Genomic DNA, 23469 nt, shown 5'->3' with positions numbered 1-23469 from the left:
TTTTATCAACTTAATCCACAGCCTGTAGTTGTAAAGCCAAACTTGAATATTCACTTTTCAGCAATGATTTTAATGCAATGCCTTCTTCCATCAATATCTTTCCACTAATGATTTTACCATTCAGGTCACAAGGTTTGCTACTGTCCACAGGTGTCAAATCTACCAAACGATAATTCTTCGACGGATCCAATCCATTCATACAAACCTTCGGAATAACCATATTGATGAAATGAGAAATCTTATATGCATAAAAGACCGCCTTATTCTTTTCGGAAGTGACATACATCAGAGAGGATACTCCTTTATTATCGTATGGAGACACCAACCGATACAAATCACCGAACTGAACCACAGGACGAATATCTTTATACGCTGCAATAGCACGCTTGGCGAATGCCTTATCAACATCATTCATGTCCTTCGGCTGAATTTCCATTCCCAATCGCCCGGACATTGCCACATCAAAACGGAATTTCAATGGAATACGGCGTCCGGTCTGATGATTCTTGTCCGCACTTACGTGAGATGCCATAGCAATAGCCGGAAAGAAACCGGAAACTCCCCATTGCATATAAATTCTTTGCAAAGCATCCGTATCATCACTCGTCCAGAACTCATCAAAATACGGAAGCAATCCATAATTGACGCGGGCACCGCCACCAGCACATAGCTGCATCACGAGTTCAGGATACTTAGCACGAATACGCTGAAGTACTTTCTGCAAACCCCTATTATACTCAATATAGAGATGTGATTGCTTGTTTTTTGGTAAGTAAGAAGAACCATAATCCAGCAAACTGCAATTATCATCCCATTTCATATAGGAAATTTCCGGATAGTTCGTCATCAAATTATCGACCACTCCAAAAACAAAATCCTGTACTTTCGGATTAGTCAAATCCAGAACTACCTGCGTTTTGCCACGCCCGGTAGATAAAGGACGGTTATCAATTTTCAGAATCCAGTCCGGGTGCTTTTCGAACAGTTCGCTCTTAGTATTCGACATTTCCGGTTCAATCCAGATACCGAATTTTATATGATGCTTCCTGGCAGACGCAAGCAATCCTTCAATACCTTCAGGCAGTTTTTCTTTGCAGACTTCCCAATCACCCAAACTACTGTTTCCACCATTACGGGGATATTTATTTCCAAACCAGCCATCGTCCATGACAAACAACTCTCCACCCATGGCAGAGAAAGCTTCCATCATCTCATCCATCCCTTTTTGGTTCACCTTGAAATAAACACCTTCCCAGCTATTCAACAAGATGTCATGCAGCCTTTCACCCTGATTCATTTTATATTGGCGTGCCCAATGATGAAAAGCACGACTCACCCCACCTTTGCCATTGGTACTATATGTCATGGCAAATTCAGGAGTGACGAATGTTTCTTTCGGTTCCAATATGTATTGTGAACTTTCCTCATTCATACCGACTATTATATTCAGTGCTGTGTTGCGAACATCCAGCTTCAACTTATAATTACCACTCCAAGCCAGAATGCCCCCAAACACTTTTCCTGATTCTTCCTGCGGTCTGCCATCCAATGATAACATAAAAGACGGATTATCAGTTTCCGTATTCGCAAGTCCATCTTTGTTGGCAATCACTTTTTGCCCGTTCGTCAGTTTCTCTTCATCCATCGTATGTTCCGCGCCCCACGAACCATGAAAATGAGTCAGCCAGTTGTCCCCGCGAGACATCGGCAAATAAGCGGAAGAAAACTGAAACAGTGTTACCGGTTTCTTACCTGCATTGCCAATCTCAACCCAAGTGGTAATTATATCCGTTCCTTTATAAGCCTTATAGCATTGTTTCACCCAAACAGGATATATCTTATCTTTCAAAAGCACTTCCAAAATCTCACCATCGTCAATCCCGTATTGCTTTACATTATCTACTCCCAAATCCAATGACATATTGCCGTCGGCATGGGTAATTGCGACCGCCTTTTCGCCTACGGTCTGAAGACCGAATGCTGGATAACTATCCGCTTCGAAAGCCAAACCGGCATCATAAATATTCTGGATCTGAACGGGAGTGATGCTCACTCCATAATATTGCATTTTTGACTTTTCACCCTCATTGGCCGTAATCAACAATGAGGTCCGAGGAGTGGAAATCAAGTAATCTTTTGACAACAATGGAGCTGATATCAACAGCCCCATTGCCATCATTAAACCCATCTTTTTATTCATGGCTTTATTGATTTAATTCATTGTATCGTAAACAATACCTATAGAAAACGTTGTAAACTAACGATCTTTTTACCCTTAAAATTCAACTTTTATTTCACAGACATCCTTACCTGTTTCCAAATGTTGTCTCTGTAACTCTACATCCGGTAACCATACATATTTCTTCTGTGCCGCATCATCTATCACCTCCACTAGGAAACTGAACCAATAAGAGTAAGGAAATAAGTCCTGCGGTTCCTTAGGCGGAATATTGGGGTCAGTCATATCGGGATGATACAGTTTATACAGATTGGTCAGTTCTACTTTTCCTTTTTTATCCGTCTGATAAGTCCTGTACACCTTTGGGTATACATCACGCTTATTATATTTACCACCGGCACGTGTACCATAGAAATTCACAGTATAGTTGGATTTCGCCTTTCCATTCTTTTCTACCTTAATCACCAGTTTACGCGGAAATACCTGATCTGACAAGTCCTTATCGAGCGGCTTCATCTTCGCCGTATAATTGAACAATTCCGAGCAATAATCACTCCATACACGATAGCCCGTCCCCATATTGCATTTAGATGGAGTCAGTTTCTCGTGGCTCACAGGATTGTCTTCTGCGGCAATCATATACTGATATAAATCCGTAGCACCACGCATATGACCATATTCATGTCCTAGATTGCTATACGTTCCCTGATTGGGATAAAGCGCATCCGTAAAGATATTATGAGGTTCGCGAATATAACACATCACTACAGATTGCCCACTCGCTCCACCTCCCCCACAGGAAAGCCCTTCATTCTTTGCACCCAACGCCAAGAACAACACAAAATCATATTTCGACAAATCCAATGGTCCATAAGCCTTATTCTTAAATTCATCATATTTGTTTTTGTCTCCCTGAATGTCGTAGACGTACAATTCTTCAGCAGGAACAAAGCGAAAATAATGACTGAATTTATTAGGACTTTCATTCCAAAAACGCGTAGTATTATGAAACATCTTTTTCAAGTTCTTCTTGAAATCCTCTTCTCCACCATAACGTTCCAGGTCTGTTTTATCAACCCATACCTGGGCACGATATTCTATTGTATCTTTCGCAATCGGAGATTGAGCATGAGCTGCCCCAATCAGACAGCTACATGCAATCAGTAGATATTTTAAAATATTCATGCTAAACTTATTATAACTGTATTTCAAACACATAAGGTTCTTGCTGCCCGCCATCCAGATATTCAGGAACAATATCCAAATCCGACAACCACACACATTTCGTCTGTCCACCATCCAACTCGACTTCTACTACAAAACAATACCAGCGTGAAAAAGGAAATTCATCAACCGGACTCTTAGGGGGAAGATTCGGAGTATTATTATAATCCGGAATAAACATCCGGTATATATCATTAATGGTAAATTCACCGTTTGCATCTGTTTTTTTCTTCATATATGGAGAATTGCCCGGTTCTGCATATATATCCCTAAAAGTGGCACGTGAGCCCCAAAAATTGACTGTGGCACGTTGTACCGGTTTACCATCTTTTGTTATCCTGACCAACATCTGCTTAGGATACGTACTTCGGGTCATATCAGCAGTAATTTGTTTATATTGGGCATTATGGTTAAATATCGCCGAACAATAATCACTCCATTCCTGATAACCCGTCCCCATATTACACTTAGGATAATCATAAGCAACATGACTGACCGGATTGTTTTCAGCCGGAATCATATACTGATATAAATCCTGCGCACCACGAACATGACCATATTCATGACCTAAATCACTGTATGTACCTTTTTCCGGCCATTTCTTTGCAAAAATATCATGCCCTTCCTCAAAATAGGCCTGTACAACTGACTGCTTACTTGCTCCGCCACCGCCACAAGAGAGTCCACCTTTTGTACAACGTAAAGCCAGAAAGAGAACAAAATCATACTTCTCTGTATTCAAAGTACCATAAGCCTTATCTTTATACACATTGTATTCCGCCTGGCTTTTTACACCACTTTTTATATCGTAAATAACCAAATTGTCATCTCCTTCACCCATAGCCCATTCAAAGCGATAATCAAACTTGTTCGTACTTTCATTCCAAAAAGTAGTCGTATTGCGGAACAACGCTTCCAGATTCTGTCGGAACAAACGTTCTCCGCCATATAATTCTTTCATATCGTTTTTCTCTACCCATACTTGTGCACGATAGGTAATCGTTTCTCCTGCCTGCGGTCTATCCGGTTTCTCTTCTGTAATAAGTCCCGGATTCGTTATATCAATTTCGAGATCACACGCAGCCAGTGTGAACAGGCTGCATGCGATTAATGTATATTTTTTAAAATTCTTCATCATAACTCATTTGTTTTTATCATTCAACTGTCGTTCTATCCGAAGCAAAGACTTCATCCAAAGAAACACTCTTTCCGACACCTTGGAAACTTTCATATAAATACAAACGAACATACCGTTTATGTACTACTCCATTGAGTTTACACCAATGAACAATGCCTTCATAATGGTCATTATATGTATTTGTGCTACCTTTCAATTCTGCATCTGTAAAACAGTTTCCAGTCTTCTTTTCAAATGCAGTTTCCCAACCAGCATTTAAGTCATCGCTAACTTCAATAGCTACAGTTTTAGGAGCTTGTTCTGTCCACTGTAATCTTGGCATAAATCCGAAGGAATCATATTGACGAGGATTCTCACCTAAATCAAAAGTCAAAATATAAGGCACAGCAGCATGATCATCATTATTATTTCTTCCCCAAAATTCAACATGCTTCTCATTTGCCTTATCGGGAGTCCAAAGATTGTCGAACAACTTATTAGCCGAACCGTCATTATATTGCGTATTGGTATTCTCACTATGTGCCACTATCTTCCATAACGACTTGCTCAGAACAATCCCATATCCAGCCATTCCTTGTTTCAGAGATACCTTAGTTTCTACGCTTGTCTTCGTATTCTTTACCCCAATTTCTGTCTTACGTTCCGTATTGGTGCTTTCATTTTTTTGAACTTTTGCATAAATCTTGCCTTCTTCCTGACTCAATTCCAACCAAGAAGTATTTCCTTTCAACTCCAAGTCTGTCGGATTTATATTCTCACAAGTAGCTACAAGGAGTTTTTCATTCGCATCCGAAGATATAATGAGCTCACGTTCCTGTTGATAATACTCCTCATTCCAAATAATCTTCTCAACACCAAACTGGATTATCTTTACCGTCTTTTGAGAAGTTACATCTCCAGCAGTAGCTGTAAAATTAACCAATACTTCGCGATATACATTCGCTGTATTTTCTTTGATTGTCAAAGCCAGCGTTTTAACTTCCGAACCCAAAACTGATTCTACCGGAGCTTCCGTAAGTATCACCCAACCAGTCTGTTCTACATCAGGATAGGTTACATCTATCACCGGAGAAGTAGTGCCCTGGTAAGTCAAGATGTTCAGTTCCCGTTCTCCCGCTGCTGTAAAGTCTTTAGGTAGAGTCACATCGAAAGAGCCATCAGCTTTCGTTGTAATAAATACATCCTTCGGAAAACTACTTTCATCAATAGTACCGACAAGCAAGAGTTCATCCACATTTCCTTGAATCACAGTAATTGTTTTTTTTACCGGAATTTCTCCTTTTGTGGAAATCACAACAGAAGCTTTACGGTCTTTCGCTGTTTTATTGTCAGCAATGACCAACGATAATGAAGCAGAGCCCTCACCACCTTCTGCCGAAGGAGTGATCCATTTTTCTTCTTCAGTCGTCATATAGTTGACTGCAACTTCCCATGCCTTATCAGTCTGAATTTCCAGTTTTACAGTTCCTTTATATTCAGTTGGCAAAGTCACTTTCCAGTGTCCGTCTCCAGCTTCCTCCAAAGTTTCATTGCATGATACGGTCAACGCATCAGGTGTCCAGTCCACCTCTTTCTCATCATTACAAGCCTGCAAACAGAGCAGACACGATAGTAGTAAAAATATGTTCCTCATAAATATATTGTTTTTACTATTTCTATATTCCATTATTTTTTAGAGACAAATATTTCATCGAAGCAGTGTGTACTATACCATGAATCCCACATAGACAATCGTATATACCGATGATGCATATTTTCACCCAAATCATGCCATTTTACAAACTGTTTATCAGCGTACCAATCATTCCAGTTACCACCATCGTGAGCATCCAATTCCGTTTTCGTGAATGCGTCCCTTTTAGCACTGCCAACAAGAATCCAATTTGTAATATCTTCACTACGTGTCAACACCTCGTCACTAACTTCGATCTTCAGGTATTTAGGTGAATTTCCTACCCATTGGAGTCTCGGTATCAATCCGATCGAATTATATTCATGAGGATTCTCACCTAAATCAAATACGATCTGTACCGGATTCTCTTCCGACCCTTTATCACTTATCTCGATGTATGACAAAGTACTTCCGGAACCTACCTCCGCCTTACTTGTCGGCCAGAAATTATCAAATAGTCTGCCTAATACAGATTCTTTTCCGGAGACATGTTCACTATAGCCTACCACACTCCACAAAGATTTATTCAGAGTAATGCCGTATCCCTTCATTCCTTGTCTCACAACAATCTCTTTTTCAAGCCAGGTTTCATTGTCTACGAGTGTAATCGTTGCAACACGTTCCTTCCATGTCGAAGTATTTGCACTGCTCACAGTAATCTGAAGTTTACCGCTTGCCTCATTCACCTGCAGCCAAGTGGGTTCATCACCATATTTATCTGCTACGGAATAAGATAAATCGCTGATCTGACTTACATCAGCAATTACTTCGCGGGATGGTGTATTATCCGAAGAAAGAATAATATCACTTCCTTGCACATAAGTTCCTTCCAATTCAACCTTTGAATCCAGTGAACCTTTGACAACCGTCAATTTTACCCAATTCTCTTCCGCGTCAGAACCAACTTTATCATTCGTTGTTCCCACACGTACCGGAAGTATCCATTTTCCGTCCTGCATTTCCGACGGTTTCAGGGTCAGATAATTCTCTGCATATTTCTCGCCAACCGGAATCTTCACGCTCTGTGCATATTCAAAACCAGCAGTCAGCAAATGAGATTTCTCTTCTTCTGTCAACAGATTATCCGCTTCTTTATCATAACCATAGGTAACAACCAGCTCTTCCGTCGTATTGATATCCAATTTAGCTGTAATATCTATCTGACGCTCTGTTGTCGCTTTAGATAAATCCATAAAGACTTCTCCTCTTTGTTCTCCTGCGGCACCGTCAATCACCAGTACCGGCTTTCTGATATCCAAAAGCAGAATAAAGTGAGATTTATCTACATAAACATCCTCTTCTGGCGTACGGCTATTGACAGACAAAGGAATATAATAAATACCATAACCTTTATCCTGAAGAAGCTGTTCTATCTTCAGACTCAATGGCACAGCTGCCTCATCCGCTCCGGCTTCGATAACGAAATCACGTTCGAACGAGTAATACTTTTCATCCAACATCTCGTAATCAGTGCCGTTCTCTGTATTATACTGAACCAGATAATTATAATCCAGCTCTACCCTTCCGGCAAATCTATTCTGATAGTAACCCGCCTTATGAATCCAAACGTTGTATACATAATCATTGGCATTCATCACGTAAAGGGTTTCTTTCTGTAAATCACTCTTAGGGAAATATGCAGTATCTCCCATCATGTAATCAGTTCTAGTATCGGTACAAGAAGTCCCCAATAAAAGAGCCGCAAATAAAAAACTTATATATTTCTTCATTGTTACCATCTTTTTTACCATTTATAGTTTTGTACTAAATCTTGGTTTTTATTAATCGCACTTTGCGGGATAGGGAACAGATAGAAACTCGGTGTAAACACACGTTTCTCTACCACTGTACGCTGGAAGAAATCCACCGGATATTCTTCTTTGCCGGGAGTACCCTTAGCCTGGATATTCATACCGTGAATATTTCCTTTTTCTGTAGCTTCCGCAGTCAGCCAGCGACGACAGTCATAGAAGTTGATGCCCTCGAAAGCCAGTTCTACGCGACGTTCGCGATGAATCAAGTCTCTCAACTTATCCTGATCGTTCATAGCTTCAGGATATGCATCTTCGATATCATTCAATCCGGCACGGTTACGAATCGCATTCCAGAAAGTAAACAAGTTCGGATCTTTCAAATCACCTACCTCGATAGTAGCCTCCACATAGTTCAGCAGGATTTCAGCGTAACGCATATAAGGTAATTCACGTTTTACGTTCTTCGTTGGGCTGGCTTCATATTCCGGCATAGCCAGTTTTGCCAGGTTATATCCTGTTGTAAAGTGGTTATGAGAAGCATCCGGACCATTATTTCCATTCTTATACATCTCCAGGAAAATTCTCTCACCTGCTTTCTTTGGAATAAACCAGGACATACCGCCATACACTATCGACACATAGAAACGAGGTTCACGACCCACAAACATATTATAAGTCTTTCTCTCCTTACCTTCACATGGATTTGTAAATTGAGAATATCCAGCTTCTTTGTATCCAGCCTCCGGATCTATAACCGGCGTGGTGCGATCTTCATTCGTGTATCCGGTAATTGGGAAACGACCGGTTTCAGCCATCGCATATGCATCGACAATCTCTTGGGTAGGATTATAGCCTCCTCCCCAGCCACCATTACTGTTAGGAGCAAGACGCTTATCAATACCGCCACCATCTTCGAGGTAAGAGAAAATCATTTCTTTATTCTGTGAAGTGGTAAATACAGATTTATAAGAGGTATAAGGGTCTATTTTACCCATATTAGCTCCACTTTCATAATTCACTTTGACCAATTCATAATTACCATCCTTTATAAGGCTCAGAGCAGCCTGGCGAGCCAATTCCCATTTATTCTTGTCATACGTTGTCGGGAATAACGGAGTTCCGTCCGCATTGCGGATATTATTATATTTCGGATTACCATTGAATTGTGGACTGGCTGATTGCAACAGAATGCGTGCCAGATAAGCCTTAGCAATTCCCCGGTTCATTCGAGCATAAGTCTCACCCTCTGACTTTAAAGGTAAAGGAGAATTTTCTATCAAATCCGTAAACTCTTCTGTAATCCATTGCACACATTCATCCCAAGTATTACGTTCACGAAACATATCCGTACCGGAGAAATCCGGTTGTTCGTCCTTCAATAAAATGACCGGACCGTACATACGCATCAATTGTGCATAATAATAAGCACGCACACAGCGCACTTCAGCTTTCCACTGCTCACGAGTATCATAAGTCAGGCGAGGATCCGGACACTTATCTACATTCTGCAGGAAATAAGTTGCTTCACGAATGGCTTTGTAGAAAGTATACCATCTATCATACTGTGCAGACGAAGCACTCCACACTCCCATATCAAAAGTATGCGTATTTGTATAAGCCACATCCACATCACTAGTACTATATGTATCCGGCATATCAAAAGGATAAGTGCCACGAATATAAGAATATACTCCAAACATTGCGTTCTGTGTAGACGAGTAAGTCTCATAAATCTGTTCCGGAGAGCGCAAATCCTCGGGAGACGTATCCAAAAACGAATCACAAGATGACATAGTCAAGACTGCGGTAGCCAAAAGCATAATACGTTTCATATATTTGGATTTCATAATAAACATGTCTTTTAGTATTAGAAATTAATATTTAAACCTACATTAAATACACGTGTCGGCGGATACTTTCTTCCGTTCACCGGAACCCAGATCCGGGTCGAACAGATGCACATCCGGTGCCCAAGTCAACAAGTTTACTCCTGATACATACAGGCGTAAATTCTGTATAGCCATCTTTTCCATCCATCTCTTCGGGAAGGTATAGCCTATCTCCGCATTCTTCAGACGAAGGAAAGCGGCATTACGTACCCAGAATGATGATTTCTTCGTATTGTTATTATCCAAAGCGTCACTCGGACGGATCGTGCGCGGATAACGCGCATTCGGGTCAGGATTGTCCACCGTCCAGCGGTTTTCCATCACTCCTCTCAAGAATCCGTCATTATTCTTATAACCGGAAGAGAAGGGTACAATAGTAGAACCTTCTTCAAACAGTGACACACGGGCTGTACCCTGAAAGAAGATAGAAACATCAAAACCCTTCCATTCGATAGCACCACCAAAGCCATAAGTAATCTCCGGAATATCACAGAATCCGATAGGCATTTTGTCATAATCATCAATAACACCATCACCATTCAGATCGCGATATTTAATATCACCCGGACGCAAACGACTATGATTACCTTCACTGAACTGTATCGGACTGCGATCGATTTCTTCCTGTGATTCGAACAATCCAACGGCCTCCCATCCGAATTTCTGATAAATTTTCTGTCCTACGGAATTCATCCAAGGATACTTGTTCAACGCATCTCCATTGCGAAGAATTTCATTATTTGCATAAGTAAACGTACCACGTCCGGTTATATTCACCTGACCGATTCTATCACGATACTCTAACGAACCATCAAATCCCCAGCTTTTCATCTTACCTACATTCACCATCGGTACGGTAGTCATACCGACATAAGCCGGGATATTATTATTGCGTACAAAGATATGATCGCGTACATCATGATACCAGTCACCCTGAATTTCCAGTTTATTGAACAAGCCTAGTTCAAAACCATAGTTCTGTTTGGTTGAGACTTCCCAACCTACATTTGGGTTGGCTACTTCATTAACACGCTCACCACTTGTCTTCGAATAATTGCCATATACATAATCATTAGTAGTAGATACAGTTCCTAAATAGATGAAACGAACATCTCCACCAATCTGGTCGTTACCTACTTGTCCGACAGATGCTTTCAATTTCAACTTTGAAACGACGTCTGTCAATGGCGAGAAGAACTTTTCATTGGATATATACCATCCGACAGCTACCGCCGGGAAAAAACCGACACGATGACCGGCTGCAAAGTTCTCGGAACCATTGTAACCGAAGTTTCCTTCAATAAAATAGCGACTATCGTAATCATAAGTCAGACGTCCGGCTATACCCTGATTTTTATAAGGCAATGACTTGATAGATGATATATTATCCTTATAATCCTTATTCCGGTAGGTTTCATTCTTAACACGTTGATTATACAGGAACAAAGCACCCACACGATGTTTTCCAAATAAGCGATTATACGTAATAGAAGCCTCCAGATAAGTAGCATTATTACCACCTGACTTATTACCAAACCATGGACCTCCTTTGGCACTTTCCGGTTCAGAGTTGAATACCAGATCGCCATTTGCGTCACGACGTACAGCATGCCAAATTTCATCCTGCTGTGTATATTTATTGCCATGCCATGCCTGCGTATCGAATGCAAACTTAACATTGGCTTTCAATCCTTCAGTAATAAAAGAAAAGTCCTGGTCCAGACTGACCATTGAGTTGAGTGTACTTTGCCAGTCTTCTACATACCCTGCTCTGGTTACCTGCCAATAAGGATTGGTAACCCCTTTCTCTCCACCCCAGTAACCGTTGGAGTATTGAATAGGAAAAGCATTAGGATTCAGAATGAAAGCACTTTTCCAAACACCATCCGAGTCGGCAGCATCTCTCCTTTTTGTGAGAAATCCTCCTAAAGTCAATGAAAGAACAGTAGTGGGATGTAGGTTTATATCCACATTCGAACGGAAATTATAGCGCTGATAATCAGGATTACCATTATAGGAGTTTCCCTTTCCGGTCATAAACAGGCCATCTTCATGATAATAGCCGGCAGAAATAAAGTAGCGTGCAATTTCACCACCACCACTCACATTGGCAGTGACACGTTGATTGAACGTATGTTTCTTGAAAACAGACTTCAGCCAGTTCACATTCGGATACAAGTCTCCGTCTGTATGATTTCTATATTTTTCAATATCACTTTGGCTATAAGTTCCCGGCACAGCCTCATTATACATATTGGCAAAATCCACAGCATCCGCCATTTCAGGAATTTTGGTAGGAGCTACCATACCCGCTTCCATTTTGATGGAGATTTTCGGCTTACCTTCAGAACCACGTTTTGTTTTAATCAATACAACACCATTTGCACCGCGTACACCGTAAAGAGCAGTAGCAGTAGCATCTTTCAATAAAGAAAAACTTTCAATTTCTTCCGGATCAAGCAGGTCGAGCGAGCGCTCTACACCGTCAACAAGAATCAGAGGTGTCTTATTCGCACCAAAAGTAGAAATACCACGAATCCAAAATTCTGCCGAGCTACCCGGAGAACCATCACGCTGAATAGAAACAACGCCTCCTAACTGACCAGCCAGATTGGTAGATATAGAAGCACTGGGAACTTTCAGATTACTAACACTCAATGTACTGATAGAACCAATCACACTTTCTTTACGTTGCGTACCGTAACCTACTACCTGCACTTCTTCAAGCACTGTATCATCGGTACTCATTTCAATAAGCAAATTATTTGCCGAAGGGGATATCTCCTTTTCTATATTAGCATATCCCAAATAGCTGATTACCAATGTTACGGTCTTACCCCCCGGAACGTTGATATTGAAATTACCATCCATATCCGTAGTACCTCCGATACTAGTATCTTTCAACCACACACTAGCACCGATAAGAGTCTCCTTCGTATTCTTATCTATAATCTTACCTGTTAATTTTCTAGTAGCAGCCTTCTTCCCTTCCTGGAATACTTCAGTCACTGCACCTGACGCATACGTCGAAGCAAAAGGTGCCGCAAAAAAATAAATGATGATAAGAGCACTAACCAATCGTCGTAATGAGAAATCTAACTTACGTGCAATTTCATTCATAATACATGATTTAATGTTATTAATTTAAGTTTGAGATGTTTTAGATTGTTGCAACCAAATTCTAAAGTAACGTTCACAAAGATAAACGAGAAAATAAATTTTCCAGGCGAATCCCGTACAAAAGAACAAGAATATCGTAAAGCTATACTTTTTTTTCGCACGCATACAGCCTCCTCACCAATTATTATCCAAGCCTTGAACTATTTTATCCAAACTCCATATTTAAGTGCTTCTATTATCAATAAGTGCCTTACCCCAATTAGCATCCCAATGGAATTAAACTAATTGAAGTAAGGCATCTTACACTAAGCGACTGCTTACTGCAGGATTTATAAACCCCAGATATCTTCTATCGACGAACCCGCTATTTATCTTTCATTTTAGCAAAGAGAACCACATTATTTCCCCCTTCATCCAATGATTTCACTAATGTTTGGATACGTTTCCGCACATCGTTCGGAAGATCTTTCCGGGCCAATTCTTTTTCCAATGTTTCTTTTAATTGGGCAGGTTCCATATTGTTAATATAATAGCCATTGGCAAACGAGGGCCATATCTGCATCTTCTTCGTTCCCAGGAAATCATTATATAAGCGGAAATAGTTGCCGTGCAGGGTTTGTTTGTCAACGATATATTTGGCAGGTCTACTTCCACTCCAGGTATTTGCTGACACTTGTACCGGAACAGAAACATCGCCAACGAAGTGACGTGGATATTCAGTATAGCCATGCCATGGGATTTCTTCCTTGTTCGGATAACTCACTGTGAACCGGGCTTCAAGCCTGTTTTGTTGTGAATTATAATGATCAAACTATCTACCCGCGGAGAAGGCACGATAGTCATCAGCATAACGCTGTAATCGGAAGTATTCTTATCCATAAAAACTTCATTACTGAAATCACGGAACCATCAGATGTAGGGCAGGAATAAAATTTTTGCGTTTACCTTCAAAGTCCTGTGTCCATACTACAGCCGGAGTACCTTGGAAAGGTAGCGTCGTCACCGTTACTTCCGACTTCTTTGTGTCGACTTTGAATTGTCCTTTAGGGACACGCAAACACAAAGGGATGGAAGGTTGAGGGTTTCCTTTCAAGTCGAATACCAATAGCTTATTACTCTGCCAGGGTAAGATATAGATACGGTCATGCGCTTCATCCAATTGCTCGGCATAGGTATTGGCATACTCGTTCGGACCTTCTCCATAAGCTCCAATAGTAGTAACAAATTTGCCGTCACGAGTAAACAGTTTATATGGAGTCTGCTTTTTATTACTCACCAAGATATAATTATCACTCACTGTGGTACGGACCCATCCCCCTATCAACGCCTCATCCCGATTGTCCAGTTTCACAATTTGAAGCTCTTCGGTCAAATAACTGAGTGGAATATCCACGGTGTCTTTCAATGCTTTCAAGTCACAGGAAATCAGTGTTCCGGTAGGTGTTGAGATTCGCTTACCTACAACTGGCGACAAAGCCAAAGGATCTTTTGTTACCTCACTGTTGAAGATAAAAGCAACCAGCGCGAACAGCCCCAAAGTACACAAACTCAAAATCATAATTTTCTTTTTCATACGAACATGTATTTAGTTAGTTTCAAATGAATATTGGGACAAAAGTAGATGGAAAGCAATAAGGCAACAAAAAAAGCAGCGGACAAAAAAGATGACGCCAGACGAATACATATTATTGATTATCAATACAATAAACATCTATCGCATTCTTTAAGAGGCGGACAAATACATTGAATCCCCAAAAATCAACAGCTAAAACGCCTTAAGAAAACTGTCTAAACTTACATTTTCATCCGTAATACCCAGCCTGTCTGTTTTAATACGGTATTTCCGTTTGGTAATGGCTGCTTTACTGACACAATAAATATCTGAAAGGTCTTGTATGTTAACATTAATCTTGACGAGACAACAGAAACCAATATCCTTATTGTTCAATAACGGATAAATTTGTTCCAGTCTTGTCGCAAAATGGTCGAAAGCTTCGTTGACAACAGAAATCACCTCTACCCACTCCGCATCCGTCACTACAATTTTACGACTGGAAGCCACTTCATCCTGACTTTCATCATTATGGAGCGAAGGTAACTTCCGAAAAAAGGCTATCCGCCTGAAAAGGGCCTCACGCAATTCTGCTTCTTTATTTTGCAAACGGATTTCTTGCTCCCGTAGTCCGCTGAGCTCCGCCTCTTTGTGTAGCAAAAGATTTTCCCGTTGCAGCCGTTTCTTCTTCTCCTTCTGATAAAAGAAAAACACTATAAAACCGACACTAAGCAAAGCTGTTACAATGCCCAGCATCCATAGTTCTTTTCCGCGTTGTTTCAAATGCAACTGAAAAAGTTCGTTTTTTAATTTAAGCTCATTATATTCTCTTCTTTGTATTTCCGTCTTGGTACTAGTCAGTATATCGTCCTTAATCTTATTCTCCTTTTGTTTGATATAGAAAGCCTGTTCCGGATATTCTTTTTCATTGATTAAGTCAAATAAGAGGGCATTGGCTTCCACGGCAATAAAATCCGAAGAAGAGGTCGCGGCCTGTTGATAGTAATACTTGGCAGAGTCCGTCTGATTCAATGCCTCATAAGATTTGCCACGAAGAAGAAAATAGTGAGGTATGACATGACGGCTATGCCGTTGAGCCGATAATTGACGGAGATACAATAGTGATGTTTGGAAGTCTTTTGCCTCCAAACTGGTAGTCAATAAGTTCTCCAGTACATGATAATTTAAATATTGGTAATTGGGAGAATCTGCAAACTCTCCCATTAATTGTAGAGACTCTTGTGTATATCTGTCATAGCCCTGTACTTTTTTCAGAAGATTCAAGTAAAGTCTACTTGCTGAAAAATAGGCAAGAGTATCTTTGTTTTTACGAGTTAACCACCGACTACTGTCTGCCATATTCAATGCCTGCCCATAATTCTGATTTCTTGAATAGACTACTCTTTTAAGGCCATACAATTGTGTTCTTAATGTATCATTCAGCAGTTGTTGTCGTAGAAGATTATCCGAAATCAGCAATGTAGAATCAGGCTGGTTACTATATAAATAGGAAGCACTTTGGGCTATACGCGCTTGAAGACATTGAGATAACTGCCCATTTTGCATATAGCGATGGATGGCAGTCTGCAATAACGATTCTACTGGTTTCCCGGTTTTCCACAAAGTTGCTTTATAGGATAAAAAGTAATAATCTCCCTGCTCTTTAGAAGATAAATTCTCCGGTTTATCTATTTGCTGAAGATAAAAGAAAATACTATCGACAGAAACATTTTCCATCTGCATAGCCTTTTTCAAAACTGAAGACGGGGAAGAGTGGCAGGCGGTCAATGTGATAACCCATCCAACAAGTAGAAGTATAGTACGATAATTCATAGTTGCTTAATTTTGACTCACCAGGATTATGTAAGTTTACGCCCCTTTTATATATACTACCGAACGTCCGTATCCATACTTTTTCAATATCCCTTGCTCGATAAAAGAGTTGATATCCTGCAATGCCTGCGTTTTTGTCTTTCCGACAAGCTGTGCATAATCCCGCCGATTGATACACGGATGTTCTTCTAAAAACTTTGTCAAACGTTGCAGGCACTTCTTTTCAGACAACGGATTCTTTACACGAAACGGCGAATGATAAAGTTGTAACTTGAGTTCACTCTCAATATCCTTTTTAAACTGCCGGTTGACACGGAAATTAACATCTTTCAGAGATACGGACGGTGAACGCAATTCTTTTGATTCCATTACTTTCTTGTCAACACTCAATGAAAGAGTGAAATAACCAATATCTCCCAGCTCTACAGAAAACCCTTTTAAGAGTAAATGCCGCAGTTCTTTTGATATAGCTTCTATAATGCCCACCACTTGCGCATGAGGCATATGCTGAAACGCAGTCACCTGTTCCACAAACTCTTCAGCCGTATAACTGCCCTTCAAGACGACCCGTGCATGTAAAGGCTGTTCTTCCCCGCTTTTAGCAAGATCGGGAGTTTCATAAAGATCATAATTTACACTCATTATTTATTAGCTTTTCATTAGGAAGGATTGATAACCTCTCTCCCATAAATTAATTTTCTAAAACACATTCCAGTTTCCGATTGACTTAAGTCAATCGATAGTTTAACTTAAGTCATTCTTTCGTTCAACTTAAGTAAAACGAAAAACAGAGTACTAATGAAACAAATGTACGTAGAATAAACGTATACTAATCTATATAAAGTGAGATTTTATTTTCTGAATCTCATTTGTCCTTAGTTATTTGCCAATGCTCTTTTCATCTTTAACTCTCATCCAACAACGGACCTTTGACTGTTCTCCAACCTTATATTTACTAAACAAAGGATTTTCACTGCTTTTCATTTATTGTTTAAATACTTTATAGCAGCTTCCAAAACTTCATCACGTCCTTTACATATGCCTTGAATTGTGTTTTTAACTTCAATATCAGGAAGAATGCCGATTTGCTGGGTTTCCGACTTATCAGGATAGTAAACTCCAAGTCCTGTAAATGTTGCTCTGAAGTTACCAGGCAAAATGATTGATGAACAATTGCCATCAGCCCCGGCAGTTGTACTTCCCATAACAACAGTATTGGGAGTACATCTATATTTCATAGTCATAAATTCTGCATGGCTTTGTGTTACCTCATTTACTAGGATAACTTTTTTACCTTGATAATAATCTTCATTCTCTTTTCCAGCTTTTATTATAGGACCGAAGGTAAACAATCCTGGCTGCAAAAGACTTCCGTGAGTAAATATCGAGAAGTTTGTAGAAGATGGATACAGAGTATTATACTCCCAATATCCTTCAATTTTCTTCATTACAGGATATGCTCTCAAATCAATAATCATCTTTTTTGCTTTTATCTCTTGGGGAACTTTTCCACCAATGTTACTCCCCAAATATAAATACAAAATATCAGAAGGGAGAACTGTAACAAGTGGATGAGGCTTTTCGAAGATAGTAGATTCACGCATTCTATTCGGTAAACATTTGATTCTTGATTTTTCTACAACACCATTCCTTTCATAGTCTACATACAATAGTGTATCATTGGACCATAAAAGTTCATCAACAGCTATCCTTCTCAACAAAGAAGCTTTGTTAGAAGCTGATATGTATGGCGTGATACGTTTTATGATGGAATCTACCGCTTCACTGTTGATACGTAGAATCACATCTCCCGGCTGCAAAATTTGCTTCTCCTCCTTGAACTCGGATTTTAATTCATAATATTCTGTTACTACAGCTTTGCCTTCAATGAAACGTATCACAACGGGTACTAAATATTTTTTTGTTGGTCCGCCATAAATACCGGCATGAGTATCATGGATTTCTGCAATAAATCTCTTTAAAGCACTCTCGTAATCCATTCTGCTGGTAATTTCCAGAAATAAAGGTATATGATTCAATAATATCTCATTCCAATTGTCCTTAAGAAGATATTTGTAAGGAAAATAATATTGAATTGCATTCCATAACCGGAATAAAGATAAGAGCTGATAGTCAATATTCGGAAAAGTACATTTAGAATATCTTTCTTCGTGCTCAAATACTGCATTTCCCATATTTATCACCCCTAAATTCACATAATAACTTGCCGTATCCCTTTCTGCATCCCTAATTTCTTTTAACCTATCTGACAGTATCGTTTCCAAGTTACTTTTATCTTCTATCCAATCCAAATCAGGAAGTAATTTTATCGAATCCGACGCACACAGACTATAGATCCCATTCTTCTTTTTAAAATCAAATTGATCTATCCATTTTACTAAAACCTCATTCCGCTTTTCTTTTGAGGGAAGAGATACTAAAGAAGGCATTATACAAAGCAGTTCACGATCCCAATCATATTCTCCGGCACGTACCGATGGGTGATAGTATTTCATAAATCCCCAAACCTTACACAACAAAGCCAGATTCTCTACATCTGCATGGGTATATTCCCCTCCAGGCATTTCGGGCGACATATTATTATCCTTATGTAAAGAAATACAAGAACAACACCACCATACAAATGACACGATCAACAAGAATCTGGACATAGTACTAAATTTTAATTAGTTAAGCATTAACGATAGCTGCAAATGTAACCGAAGTTTTATTAGAACACAAACAATATTGTACAGAAAAACAACAATGTTATTAAGCTATACTCATTTAAGGATAGCCACAGACTAATCCGTATGCATTTTCACCAATAATTATCCAAGATTTGAACGATTTTTTTGTTCACTTTCAAAAGTTTTATTCCACACCTAAAAAGACAGCCTATCATTTGCTTTTGCTACTAATTCTTCCTAATATTGTCCTATACTAATGAAAACTAATACACATAAAATGAATCCCCCATGAAAAAAATCGTTCTTTTGATAACCATACAAATCCTGTGCATGCATTCATTCGTCGTGAATGCGCAGCGTATATTTTCCACCTCCTATACAATGGATGATGGACTGGCAGCCAACAGAGTATACAGCATTTTGCAAGATTCATGCGGATTCATGTGGTTCGGTACCGATGATGGATTAAGCAGATTCGACGGTATTGCATTCAAGAACTACTATCTATCAGAATATATCAACGCAACAACCAGCAACAGCGTCAAGAAAATATTTATCGACCGCAGGGGCAGAATGTGGATAGGATTGGATACCGGAATTGTCATTTACGACTCGAAAACAGACACTTTCCAACCTTTCCATGCCAAAACTGAAACTGGAGAAATGATACAAATCTACGTCACCGATATGATAGAAGACAGTGACGGAGAAGTATGGATTGCAACGAGTGGAGAAGGGCTTTACCGTTTTTCTCCATCTGATAAAGTCAGGCTTAGAGTATACCGGAATATTCCCAGAAAGATTAATAGCATCTCCCAAAACATTATCATGACATTGCAGCAAGACAGTAAACAAAACATTTGGATAGGAACCTATTCGGAAGGATTATGCTGCTTTGATAAACAGAAAAACACGTTCGTCACTTACAAAAAGAGCAATCACCCTAATAGTTTATCAGATAATTCCATTCAGAAAGTGTTTGAAGACTCACACGGCAATTTATGGATAGGAACTTTTCAGAACGGGCTCGACCTGTTCAATCCAGTGACTAAAACTTTCACCAACTACCGGGACAGAAGTCCAAACAACCTATTATATCATATCCACGACATTAAAGAATACAGACCTGGCGAGTTGTTCATTTCATCCGACAACGGTATGGGAATTTTTAAAGCAGACAAAGGAGAAATTATACAATCCGACAATCCGAATCTGAAAATAAGAACCGGAGCCAATAAGTTTATATATACCATCTATATGGATAAGGAAGAAAGCCTCTGGCTGGGCTCCTATTTCGATGGAATCAAATTCTATTCGGCATTTCAGAATAATTTCAAATATTATAGCTGTTCATCATCGTCCACGCCACAATCAGGAAAAGTAATCAATGTTATCAAAGAAGACAAAGATGATAAATACTGGATAGGTACGGATGACAATGGCATTTTCCGATTTGATGCCAAAACTCAAGAAATTACCCCTTTCCGGGATGCAGCTAGTATAGGCACAACTTACTATTGTATACACGATCTGCTGGTAGACGGAGATAAACTATATGCCGCCACTTATGGAAGAGGTTTGGAGGTGATTAATTTAAAAACAGGAAAAGTGGAAAGTTTTCTCAATAATCCGGAAGATTCAACATCTATCCCCTCCTCACGGGTATTCACTCTATATAAAGCCAGTAATGGATGTATTTACGTGGGCACTTCTGCAGGATTCTGTTACTATAACCCCGAAAAAAACAATTTCATCAGAATTGGTTCTTTTACAGGCAAAATATCGGATATCATTGAAGATTATTTCGGAAGAATATGGATAGGAACAAGCATCAGTGGATTATATTCATACAATGTCAGAACCCAAAAGATAACATCTTATCAACGTTCAGACCATCCGAATTCACTAACAAAGAATGTAATCACCACGCTAGCTATCGACAACAAGAAACGACTATGGGTGGGAACTTATGGGCAAGGACTTTGTAGATATAATGATGAAACAGATGATTTTACCAGATACGACTACCTAAAGTTGCCGAATAAAATCATCACTTCCATTATCCCTAAAGGAGACTTACTATGGATTAGTACCAATAAGGGACTTGCTGTATACAATCCGGATACAGAATATCTAAAAACCTATTCGAAATCAAACGGACTATACAATGAACAATTCACACCATGTTCAGGCTTTGAATCTTCTGACGGTAGACTATTTTTGGGTTCGACAGACGGTTTCTGTTATTTCTTCCCGCAAGACTTAAGAGAAAATACATACAATCCACCTGTCGTCCTCACTAATATGACCATTTTCGGAAAAGACATACAGGCCGATACATCCCATTCACCCATTCGCCAATCCATAGGATATACAGATGAGATTGTGTTGAAATATAACCAGTCCATGATCGGATTCGATTTTGCCGCACTAAGCTACATTGCTCCCAAAGAGAATGATTATCAATATATGCTGGAAGGTCTGGATAGCGAATGGCAGTTCACTAAAGGAAGTAACAACCATCTTTCCTATGCAAACTTACCTGTCGGTGAATATGTATTAAGGATCAAGGGAACGAACAGCGATAAACTATGGAGCAGTAATGAAGTACAGCTAAAAATCAAGGTGCTGCCTCCATTCTTCCGGTCGCAACTGGCTTATCTGATCTATGCCCTCGTCCTGTTAATTGCGATTATGTTAACCGTATGGTATTACGTAAAACGTACGGAGAAACATCAGAAAGAACGCATCAAGAGGCTGAACGATGAAAAAGAAAAAGAGCTCTATAACTCCAAAATAGATTTCTTCACTAACATTGCCCATGAGATTCGAACTCCTTTGAGCCTTATTATCGGCCCATTGGAATACCTGATGAAAACTTCAAGTATCAACAATGTGTATGGGGAATACCTAAGTATTATTGAACAGAATTACAAACGCTTGTATGCGCTTGTCACCCAATTGCTGGATTTCCGCAAAGTAGATACGGGATCTTATAAACTATCGTACGACTGTTACCGGATTAAAGAAATAATATGCAAAGTAAGCTGCATTTTTGAATTATCTGCCAGACAAAAGAAAGTGACGATTGACACTTCCTCTATCCCGGAAGAACTGAGCATCGTCATAGATGAAGAAGCTTTTACCAAGATTATCAGCAATCTACTAAGCAATGCCTTGAAATATGCCAAAAGCACGATTCGTATTACGACTATAGAAAAGGATTCCGAGATAGTAGTCACCGTGACCGATAACGGTATAGGCATCACCGATCAAGAAAAGACTAAAATATTCGACGCATTCTATCAGGTTAAGAACAACAGTGAAATAAATAAACTGGGCATTGGTATCGGGCTTCACATGACACGCTCACTCGTCCAATTGATGAACGGAAAGATCGAAGTCAGCGATAGGGAAGACGGTGAAAACGGTGTTTCTATTTCTGTATATTTCCCCAAACAAGCGGCCATCACTGCTTTGCCACAAGTGGCCAAACGAGTGGAAGATACGATTATTCCAGAAAACAGCATAGAAGAAAATGAACTGGAAAGCACTCTTCCCAGTGAACCGTTGAAAAAACAATATGCCATTATGGTTGTGGACGACAACCCGGAGATTCTGGATTTCCTTTCCAAAATTCTGTCCGAGGAATATTTTGTCATATCGGCTTCGAGTGGAGAGGAAGCGTTGCAAATCCTTGAAAAGAATAACATCGACCTCATCATCAGTGATGTGATGATGGAGGAAATGGACGGGTTCGAACTCTGTGGGAAAATTAAAAGTAACATCAATATTTCCCATGTTCCTGTCATTCTGCTGACAGCCAAAACGGATACAGAAAGTAAAATCAAAGGACTGGAAGCCGGTGCGGATGCATATATAGAGAAACCATTCTCACCTTTCCACCTGAAAGCACAATTGCTGAACTTACTCAAGAAAAGGGAAAGTCAGCAGAAAACGTATGCCTCTACTCCGTTGTCCGATCTGCACTCCGCTGTCCACAATAAACTGGATGAAGAATTTATGAATAAATGTACCGAAATCATCCAGAATAATATTGAGGACTCCGAATTTTCGGTAAATACACTGGCACAGGAACTGGGAATGAGCCGTACCTCTGTATTTACCAAAATCAAAGGCATTATTGGCATGACTCCCAATGATTTCATCAAGGTCACTCGATTAAAGAAAGCCTGCAAAATGATGGTGGAGGGAGAATATAGGGTTACCGAAATAGGATTCCTCGTCGGGTTCAGTTCTTCTTCCTACTTTGCCAAATGTTTTCAGAAACAATTTGGAATGTTACCGACAGAGTTTCTCAAAAAAATAAAGGAAGACCCCTCATCCGCAACAAAATAAGCCGGCAAGCATCCTCTCTTTAAGCTAAATCTTAAGATTTACAGATGTAAAAGTTAACA

The 23469-nt window shown here is 39.7% G+C and carries 11 protein-coding genes and 1 pseudogene; 1 reads left to right on the top strand and 11 read right to left on the bottom strand.

Annotation, left to right across the window (positions count from 1 at the left end; translation table 11 throughout):
* Nucleotides 1-10: 10 nt before the first annotated feature.
* The 11 genes and pseudogenes from BSCG_RS06645 to BSCG_RS06695 all read right to left on the bottom strand — a co-directional run bounded on the left by BSCG_RS06645 (nucleotide 11) and on the right by BSCG_RS06695 (nucleotide 18958).
* Complete coding sequence (locus BSCG_RS06645) at nucleotides 11-2200, bottom strand: alpha-galactosidase (RefSeq protein ID WP_008776870.1); 2190 nt, start codon at nucleotides 2198-2200, stop codon at nucleotides 11-13.
* Nucleotides 2201-2275: 75 nt separating this feature from the next.
* Nucleotides 2276-3364 (bottom strand): hypothetical protein, encoded by a 1089-nt coding sequence (locus BSCG_RS06650; protein WP_032849693.1) that lies wholly within the window; start codon nucleotides 3362-3364, stop codon nucleotides 2276-2278.
* A 10-nt stretch (nucleotides 3365-3374) separates the two neighbouring features.
* A complete protein-coding gene (locus BSCG_RS06655; RefSeq protein ID WP_008776868.1) occupies nucleotides 3375-4541 on the bottom strand; it encodes a hypothetical protein in 1167 nt (388 codons plus the stop codon).
* A 16-nt stretch (nucleotides 4542-4557) separates the two neighbouring features.
* Entirely contained in the window at nucleotides 4558-6174 is a 1617-nt protein-coding gene (locus tag BSCG_RS06660; protein ID WP_175285332.1) for a BACON domain-containing protein, read from the bottom strand.
* Between the two features lie 32 nt (nucleotides 6175-6206).
* A complete protein-coding gene (locus BSCG_RS06665) occupies nucleotides 6207-7943 on the bottom strand; it encodes a DUF1735 domain-containing protein (RefSeq protein ID WP_175285331.1) in 1737 nt (578 codons plus the stop codon).
* A gap of 14 nt (nucleotides 7944-7957) precedes the next feature.
* Nucleotides 7958-9814 carry a RagB/SusD family nutrient uptake outer membrane protein gene (locus BSCG_RS06670; protein WP_162864680.1) on the bottom strand — a complete coding sequence of 619 codons (1857 nt, stop codon included), beginning with the start codon at nucleotides 9812-9814 and terminating at the stop codon, nucleotides 7958-7960.
* 45 nt (nucleotides 9815-9859) lie between these two features.
* On the bottom strand, nucleotides 9860-12976 hold the full coding sequence (locus BSCG_RS06675) for a SusC/RagA family TonB-linked outer membrane protein (RefSeq protein ID WP_008776864.1): 3117 nt from the start codon (nucleotides 12974-12976) through the stop codon (nucleotides 9860-9862).
* A gap of 364 nt (nucleotides 12977-13340) precedes the next feature.
* Nucleotides 13341-14549, bottom strand: a pseudogene (locus BSCG_RS06680) (6-bladed beta-propeller).
* A gap of 192 nt (nucleotides 14550-14741) precedes the next feature.
* A complete protein-coding gene (locus BSCG_RS06685; protein WP_032849681.1) occupies nucleotides 14742-16361 on the bottom strand; it encodes a hypothetical protein in 1620 nt (539 codons plus the stop codon).
* Nucleotides 16362-16397: 36 nt separating this feature from the next.
* Nucleotides 16398-17003 carry a DsbA family protein gene (locus BSCG_RS06690; protein ID WP_008776861.1) on the bottom strand — a complete coding sequence of 202 codons (606 nt, stop codon included), beginning with the start codon at nucleotides 17001-17003 and terminating at the stop codon, nucleotides 16398-16400.
* Nucleotides 17004-17341: 338 nt separating this feature from the next.
* Nucleotides 17342-18958: a S41 family peptidase gene (locus BSCG_RS06695; protein WP_032849680.1), complete on the bottom strand. Its 1617-nt coding sequence runs from the start codon at nucleotides 18956-18958 to the stop codon at nucleotides 17342-17344.
* Nucleotides 18959-19339: 381 nt separating this feature from the next.
* Here BSCG_RS06695 and BSCG_RS06700 point away from each other — a divergent pair, with 381 nt between their 5' ends.
* Nucleotides 19340-23410, top strand: coding sequence for a hybrid sensor histidine kinase/response regulator transcription factor (locus BSCG_RS06700; RefSeq protein WP_050428061.1), 4071 nt, complete (start codon nucleotides 19340-19342; stop codon nucleotides 23408-23410).
* Nucleotides 23411-23469: the final 59 nt, after the last annotated feature.

The sequence above is a fragment of the Bacteroides sp. 2_2_4 genome (assembly GCF_000157055.1).
Lineage (GTDB): Bacteria > Bacteroidota > Bacteroidia > Bacteroidales > Bacteroidaceae > Bacteroides > Bacteroides ovatus.
The sequence above is the reverse complement of the archived record's forward strand: the minus strand, read 5'-3'. Positions and strand labels throughout refer to the sequence as shown.

What these genes read in the sequence shown, in the direction of transcription:
- BSCG_RS06700 (WP_050428061.1), top strand. Translation starts at nt 19,340, where the DNA reads ATGAAAAAAATCGTTCTTTTGATAACCATACAAATCCTGTGCATGCAT.
- BSCG_RS06675 (WP_008776864.1), bottom strand. Translation starts at nt 12,976, where the DNA reads ATGAATGAAATTGCACGTAAGTTAGATTTCTCATTACGACGATTGGTT.
- BSCG_RS06670 (WP_162864680.1), bottom strand. Translation starts at nt 9,814, where the DNA reads ATGAAATCCAAATATATGAAACGTATTATGCTTTTGGCTACCGCAGTC.
- BSCG_RS06645 (WP_008776870.1), bottom strand. Translation starts at nt 2,200, where the DNA reads ATGAATAAAAAGATGGGTTTAATGATGGCAATGGGGCTGTTGATATCA.
- BSCG_RS06695 (WP_032849680.1), bottom strand. Translation starts at nt 18,958, where the DNA reads ATGTCGCCCGAAATGCCTGGAGGGGAATATACCCATGCAGATGTAGAG.
- BSCG_RS06665 (WP_175285331.1), bottom strand. Translation starts at nt 7,943, where the DNA reads ATGAAGAAATATATAAGTTTTTTATTTGCGGCTCTTTTATTGGGGACT.
- BSCG_RS06655 (WP_008776868.1), bottom strand. Translation starts at nt 4,541, where the DNA reads ATGATGAAGAATTTTAAAAAATATACATTAATCGCATGCAGCCTGTTC.
- BSCG_RS06660 (WP_175285332.1), bottom strand. Translation starts at nt 6,174, where the DNA reads ATGAGGAACATATTTTTACTACTATCGTGTCTGCTCTGTTTGCAGGCT.
- BSCG_RS06650 (WP_032849693.1), bottom strand. Translation starts at nt 3,364, where the DNA reads ATGAATATTTTAAAATATCTACTGATTGCATGTAGCTGTCTGATTGGG.
- BSCG_RS06685 (WP_032849681.1), bottom strand. Translation starts at nt 16,361, where the DNA reads ATGAATTATCGTACTATACTTCTACTTGTTGGATGGGTTATCACATTG.
- BSCG_RS06690 (WP_008776861.1), bottom strand. Translation starts at nt 17,003, where the DNA reads ATGAGTGTAAATTATGATCTTTATGAAACTCCCGATCTTGCTAAAAGC.